The organism is Vibrio sp. 1F255, from assembly GCF_041439145.1.
In the GTDB taxonomy this organism is placed as follows: Bacteria; Pseudomonadota; Gammaproteobacteria; order Enterobacterales; family Vibrionaceae; genus Vibrio; species Vibrio crassostreae_C.
Genome location: NZ_JBGONQ010000045.1, coordinates 24,659 through 30,943 on the forward strand (window position 1 = coordinate 24,659; position 6,285 = coordinate 30,943).

Annotated in this window: 4 protein-coding genes; all 4 read left to right on the forward strand. The window is 46.0% G+C overall.

Annotated elements, in window-relative coordinates; translation table 11 throughout:
• The first annotated feature begins 29 nt into the window (after window positions 1–29).
• Entirely contained in the window at window positions 30–449 is a 420-nt protein-coding gene (locus tag ACED41_RS19775) for a substrate-binding domain-containing protein (protein ID WP_371725518.1), read from the forward strand.
• Between the two features lie 586 nt (window positions 450–1,035).
• Window positions 1,036–1,386, forward strand: coding sequence for an EF-hand domain-containing protein (locus ACED41_RS19780; protein ID WP_017059884.1), 351 nt, complete (start codon window positions 1,036–1,038; stop codon window positions 1,384–1,386).
• Window positions 1,387–1,510: 124 nt separating this feature from the next.
• Window positions 1,511–2,833 (forward strand): efflux RND transporter periplasmic adaptor subunit, encoded by a 1,323-nt coding sequence (locus tag ACED41_RS19785; protein WP_371725519.1) that lies wholly within the window; start codon window positions 1,511–1,513, stop codon window positions 2,831–2,833.
• Window positions 2,830–5,934: an efflux RND transporter permease subunit gene (locus ACED41_RS19790; RefSeq protein ID WP_017063782.1), complete on the forward strand. Its 3,105-nt coding sequence runs from the start codon at window positions 2,830–2,832 to the stop codon at window positions 5,932–5,934. Before ACED41_RS19785 ends, ACED41_RS19790 begins: the two co-directional genes overlap by 4 nt.
• The last annotated feature ends 351 nt before the right edge of the window (window positions 5,935–6,285 follow it).

Sequence of the window (6,285 nt, forward strand, 5' to 3'; positions counted from 1 at the left end):
AAAACTCAAAAAAATAATAGGGAATTACAATGCAAAAATTTAAGCTTTTGCCAATAACGGTCGCAGTGGCGGCTTCGCTTGCTTCACTCTCTTCTTTTGCTGCAGAAACTAATATCGAAGCATTAGAAAAACGAATTCAAGAGTTAGAATCTAAGGTTCACTTCTCCGCCTTGTTTACTGCTAACGACCAAACCGCTTACGGGGCGATTAAGGCGCTACACGATCACGGTTATAAAGTGCCAGAAGATGTGTCAGTGATTGGGTTTGATGACTTACCAACGTCGAAGTATTTCACACCCGCGTTAACAACATTAAGGCAGCCAATTGAAGAGATTGGTGAAGTGTGTGCTCAGTCGATCTTGAACTTGTTATCTGGCGAGCGACATGAAGCAAGGTTGCCTTCGATTGATTTAATTGTGAGAGAGTCGACCAAATCTTTGTATCGTTAATTTCAAGACAAGCATCAAGGTGGTGCGCCTGTGATGATTCGTACTGATGTCAATGCGAACCATGGTGCAGGAATACCGCTGAGTAAAGCTATCGATCTCACCGCTTATATTTGCGCGTTCATATTGTTCAATACGGGGCAGGTAAGCTAAAACACTTTTGCCCCATTACCAGTCAGAGTTAACAGAATGTTAACATGTATTTGCCCTACTAAAAGTAATCCCTTGTCTGTTGGATATTTGCAAGGCAAACTGCTGGGCAAAAGTTCGAAAACACTCTGAATGTCTAAAAATCGCCATATTTTTCGAAACTAGGGATTTTATATCATTGGCTTTTCGGTTTCGGTTTCGGTTTCGGTGGCTGAAAGTTTGGGATAATTTGAAAACCATTTGGACATAGCTATGCCTGTACTCTTACCAGAGTACTAGCGGCAGAAGTTTCATAATTTCTGTTGCGCTGCGCTTACAAACCGATAAGAACATAAATCGATATCTACTTAGCCATCTTTACATACCTTTACATCACATGACGTTATCTTACTTACATTAGTATATTCTTAAGTAGTGAAACAAAGAGAAGGAAAACGTCATGAAAATCAAAAGCACGATAATCGCGTTACTCGGTATCGTTATTGCCTTCGGAGCAATGGCTGGTGGAATGAATAAAGGCATGAATAACAATATGTCACGCCCAGTATTTTCACAGTTTGATCTCGATGGTGATGGCAAGATAACCGAAGCCGAGTTCAATCAAGCACGCTCAGAACGTATTGCCCAGCGAGCAGAAGAGGGACGTACGTTGAAAAATATCAATCAAAGCCACAGTTTTGCTTCGTTAGATAGCAACGCGGATCGCGCTATCTCTCAACAAGAGTTTAATGCTCATCAAGGCATGGTGAACCCCAAAAATACCATGGGCAAAGGCAAAAACAATCAGTAGCTCAATTCAATCAGGCCTCCATTTGTGAGGCCTGACTTATTTTGAGATCAAGGAAGCAAATCCGCTTATGTTGGTGTGCTACCTTTTGCTTAAGGAAAAGCTAATATATAGTAAGGGAATCGCTATGACTAGGTATAGCTGGTTACAAAGGGCTCTGTTTGTTCCTCCTGTTTTGTTGGGCATCGCGTTATTGGTGATCGCACCAGGGATGAAGGCTGAACCGCCTAATGCGAGTAATACGGCTGCTAAAAAGGTGGTTCGGGTGTTGAAAGTCGAGCCGCGAAATATCCAACCTTCTGCCATCGGATATGGACATACCGAGTCTGTTCAAGACTGGCAGGCACAGTCTGAACTTGACGGCGCGGTTGTGTGGGTTTCTGAGCAATACAAAACGGGCGCTATTATCCGCAAAGACAGCGAACTCCTTAGAATTGACCCCACCGCTTATCAACTTACTATTGCCCGTTTGCAAGCTGAGCTTGAAGTGCTAATGCTAACGAATCAGACCATTATCGATTCGCTCAAGATTGCAGAGAAAGAGTTTGAGGTACAACAGTCCGAATATGCCCGCTCAATCAAATTGAGTGAAACCGGGCATATCTCCAAAACAGAGAAAGACCGCGCGACCAAAGACTTGCTCAGCAGCCAGCAACAGCTCCAGACACAGAAAAACCAACTGGCAATTAATCAAGCGCAGCAAAAGGTTTTGCAAACGGAACTAGCACTTGCAAACCGAGATCTCGAACAAACCGTAATTAAAGCCCCATTTGATATTCGCATTGTCGAAACCTTGGTTGGACTCGCCGAGTATGTCAACAAGGGGGAATTGCTGCTCAAAGCGGATGACATCGATGCCGTTGAGGTTCGCGCGCAGTTTCCGCTTGGTAAAATGCGTCCGCTAAGAAATTCCAATCGCTTTGACTCGCTTGACGAAGATGTTCATAGCAACTTGAGCGCGACAGTCGAGCTCCAAGCAGGCGATAAAGTAATTACTTGGCCTGCCGAGATCAGCCGCTCCGGCGGTGAAATCGATGCTCAGACTCAAAGCCAAAGCCTGGTTGCACAAGTAAATCAGCCCTATCAGCAAGCCATTCCCGGGGAGAAGCCACCACTTATTCGTGGGACTTTCGTTAAAGTCACGATTAAAGCACCAATGATGGAGCAACAAGTCTTGCTACCGATAAACGCCATCCATGATGGTAAAGTTTACACTGTCTCTGAAGGTAAACTGAAAAGCAAACCTGTCAGGATAGATTTCGTCCAAGGGCAGGTTGCGGTGATCAAATCTGGCGTGGAATTCGGTGATGTGGTTGTGCTAAGTAAACTTTTACCCGCCGTTGAGGGGATGGCTTTACAACCGCAACCGGATGAGAAAATCGGCCTTTGGTTGGATACGCAGAGCGGATTTAAAGCCCTAAACGCGATTCAGAAAGAGGGCAAATTATGATCGCTTTTTTTGCTCGGCACACCACTGGCGCCAATGTCCTGATGATGGCGGTACTGCTGTTAGGGGCTTTTGCCTTGCCCAAACTGCAGAAAGACACTTTTCCGTTGACGCCGACCAAAAATATTGAGGTTCGGATCGTTTATCCGGGCGCGTCACCTTTTGAGATGATGGAAGAAGTGTGTTACCCGTTGGAAGATTCTCTCGATAAGCTGAGTGGAATTAAAGAGTTAAGCTGTGATGCCCGAGAGAGTTTGGTCATCGCCAATGTGGAAATCGGCGATGATGAAGACATTGACACTTTAACCAGCGATATTCAACAGCAGGTTAACGCCATCAGTGATTTTCCGGATCGAGTTGAGCAGATCACGGTGTCGAAACTGGACCGAGTGGCAACGGTGGCCAGTGTCGCGATTACCGGCAATATGTCAGATAGGGACTTATATCTCTATGCCCAACAAATTAAGCACAAGTTAAAAGAGAGCCCATTGATCGCTCAGGTGACCGTGAGCGGTTTTGCAGATCAAGAAATAGAAATTCGCGTATCGCAGTGGAAGTTGCAGCAGTACGGCCTGAGTGTGTCCGACTTGTCCAATCTAGTACAACAGCAAAGTATCAGCACTCCTGCTGGCGTATTTAGTAATGACTTGGAAGAGATCAGCGTCCGCTTCGACCACTTAGGCAGCAACGTCAGAGACTTCGAAAATATCGTGATTAAATCCAGTGAGACGGGGACTCAGGTTCGCCTCGGTGATGTTGCCGTTATTCAGCAGAAGTTCACTAGCGATGAAAATCAAATCCTGTTCAATGGTCAGCGTGCCGCTTTGCTTCAGGTGTCCAAAACGCAATTTCAAGATACCTTAACGGTCAAAGATGCGATCGTCAGCATCGTTGAAAAAGAACAGGCGAGAGCCCCTGAAGGCGTCGCTTTAACCATCACCCAAGATTCCAGCACCAATATTATTGAGCGTCTGAGAATCCTCACCAGCAATGGCGCACAGGGATTAGCACTGGCATTTTTGATGTTGTGGGCGTTTTTTAATATTCGCTTTAGCTTTTGGGTCACCATGGGGCTGCCGGTTTCATTCCTTGGCGCCATTTTTGCGATACAACTTCTCGGTTATACCCTGAATATGATGACGCTGGTCGGGCTGATTGTCGCGATTGGTCTGCTAATGGACGACTCGTTGATCATTGCAGAAAACATCGCTGCCAAGAGGCAACAAGGGCTACCCGCGTTTGACGCTGCAGTTGAAGGTACCAAACAAGTCTTCCCAGGTGTGATTGCATCGTTTGCTACCACCATCATGGTGATAGGGCCGCTGATGTTTCTCACAGGCAAGATGGGCGAAGTACTACGCTATATTCCCATCGTGTTATTGATTACCTTGCTTGTTAGTCTGATAGAAGCTTTCTTGATCTTGCCGTCTCATTTGGCACATAGCCATACTGAATCTCGCTCTAATCCTATACGGGACAAGTTCATTGCCGGTTTTGAAAACATCAGAGACAGATTCTTTGTGCCAGTGAGTGTCAAGGCGATGAATGCACCTTATCTTTCAGTAGGGATATTGGTGATGGTGGTGATGATTTCAACCGCTTCCATTTCGTCAGGTTGGCTGAAATTCAAAGCCATGCCTGCCTTGGAAAGTGATGTGCTGCAGGCGCGTATCTTGCTCCCTCAAGGCAGTTTACTGAGCCAGACAGAGGCGGTGGTGGAGAAGGTTTCAAACGCGCTTGATGAACTCAACCAAGAATACGCAGAGAAATACCCAAGCTCAAAACCTTTGGTCGCGAGCACCACGATCATGTTCAACTCAAATGCTGATGCTAATGAGTCGGGGCCGCATATGGCAACCGTCAGTGCCGATCTATTGCCAGCGCAATTTAGGCAGCAGAGCATTAAAGATCTGATCCAAGATTGGAAACAAAAAGTAGGCCCTACGGCGGATGTGGTTTCACTCAAGTTTACCGATAAAGAACGGGGCATTGCTGGCAATGGCATTGATATTCGGGTTCAGGGTGAGTCGTTACAAGAGCTCAATCAAGTCAGCCGCTCGCTGGTGAAATGGTTGAAGGGATTTGACGGTGTCTATAACCTCTCCACCGATCTGCGTGAGGGCAGAACCGAATTTCACGTTAACCTTAAAGATGAAGCTGGCGTGATGGGAGTTAATGCTTCCAACATTGCTCAAACGCTGCGCAGCGCGGTAAAAGGCAGTACTGATCTGACGGTTTTCCAACAAGGCGAGCTGGTGGATATTAGTGTGAGACTGGATGAGTTTACGCACCAAGCTAGCCTGTATGAGTTGAATAACTTGATGGTGACGGCAGGCAATGGAACCCTAGTTCCATTATCAAGTGTTGCGACGTTTGACAGAAAACAAGCCTTCTCGCGAATTCACCGCATTAATGGGATGAACACTGTGGTTGTGCAAGGCAATATCGATACGCGGGTTGCCAATGCGCGTGAAATCATGCTGCAGTTCAATAGCGAATTTGTCTCGCAAACTCAACACAAATTCCCAGACATCACCTTCACCTCGCAAGGTCAGGATAAAGAAAGCTCAGATACGGGCTCCTCGCTGGCGACCTTCTTTGCTCTTGGCGTGGTGGGGATTTATCTTATTTTAGTGTTCCTGTTACAAAGCTACACTCAACCGATTGCTGTGCTGCTGGCAATCCCTATGGGCTGGATTGGTGTGGTATGGGGGCACTTGGGCATGGGGTTCGATTTGACTATTCCAAGCTTGGTTGGCTTTGCTACCTTAGCGGGTATCGTCGTTAACGATAACATTCTGTTGGTCAATTTTATTAAGAAGAATATCGCCCAAGGCGAGCGCTTGATAGACGCTTGTCGAGAGGCGGTACGTGACCGATTTAGAGCGATATTTATCACCTCGTTAACTACATTTGCAGGATTGCTTCCACTGTTAACCGAAACCAGTACGCAAGCGCAATTTCTGATCCCGTTAATTGCCAGTATTGCGTTTGGCTTAGTCTCGGCTACGTTACTAGCGTCAATTGTTGTGCCTTGCGTGCTGCTTATTTTGGACGATTTAAAGCTGACCAAATGGGCAGAAGGTGCTCAATCTTCCCTTTGAGGCCCTTGGGAGTGCATGCTGAACCATGTCATTTAGCCCGGCATGAAAATGGTAGTTTGCGTAGAATTTATTTGGCGATTAAACCCTATCACTGACTGCTGTTTTTTTGCGTACAAAAAACAATAGGGTCAGGTCTTGTCTTTTGCTCTTTGGTGGCAGTTTTTCTATCAGGTTTAGTTATTTGTCATACCTGAAGTTATTAGTCATTTGCTAATGTTTGATTTTCCAAAACTCATTTCTGTCCAAAAACGAGTTGAACTAAGCCGCTCTTCGACTATGACGACTACCAGCGAACTCCAGGGCAAGATTACGAAGCCCCTTGCCCTGCAAGGACTTGCGAAAGGTAAGCGT

What these genes read in the sequence shown, in the direction of transcription:
- ACED41_RS19775 (WP_371725518.1), top strand. Translation starts at nt 30, where the DNA reads ATGCAAAAATTTAAGCTTTTGCCAATAACGGTCGCAGTGGCGGCTTCG.
- ACED41_RS19780 (WP_017059884.1), top strand. Translation starts at nt 1,036, where the DNA reads ATGAAAATCAAAAGCACGATAATCGCGTTACTCGGTATCGTTATTGCC.
- ACED41_RS19785 (WP_371725519.1), top strand. Translation starts at nt 1,511, where the DNA reads ATGACTAGGTATAGCTGGTTACAAAGGGCTCTGTTTGTTCCTCCTGTT.
- ACED41_RS19790 (WP_017063782.1), top strand. Translation starts at nt 2,830, where the DNA reads ATGATCGCTTTTTTTGCTCGGCACACCACTGGCGCCAATGTCCTGATG.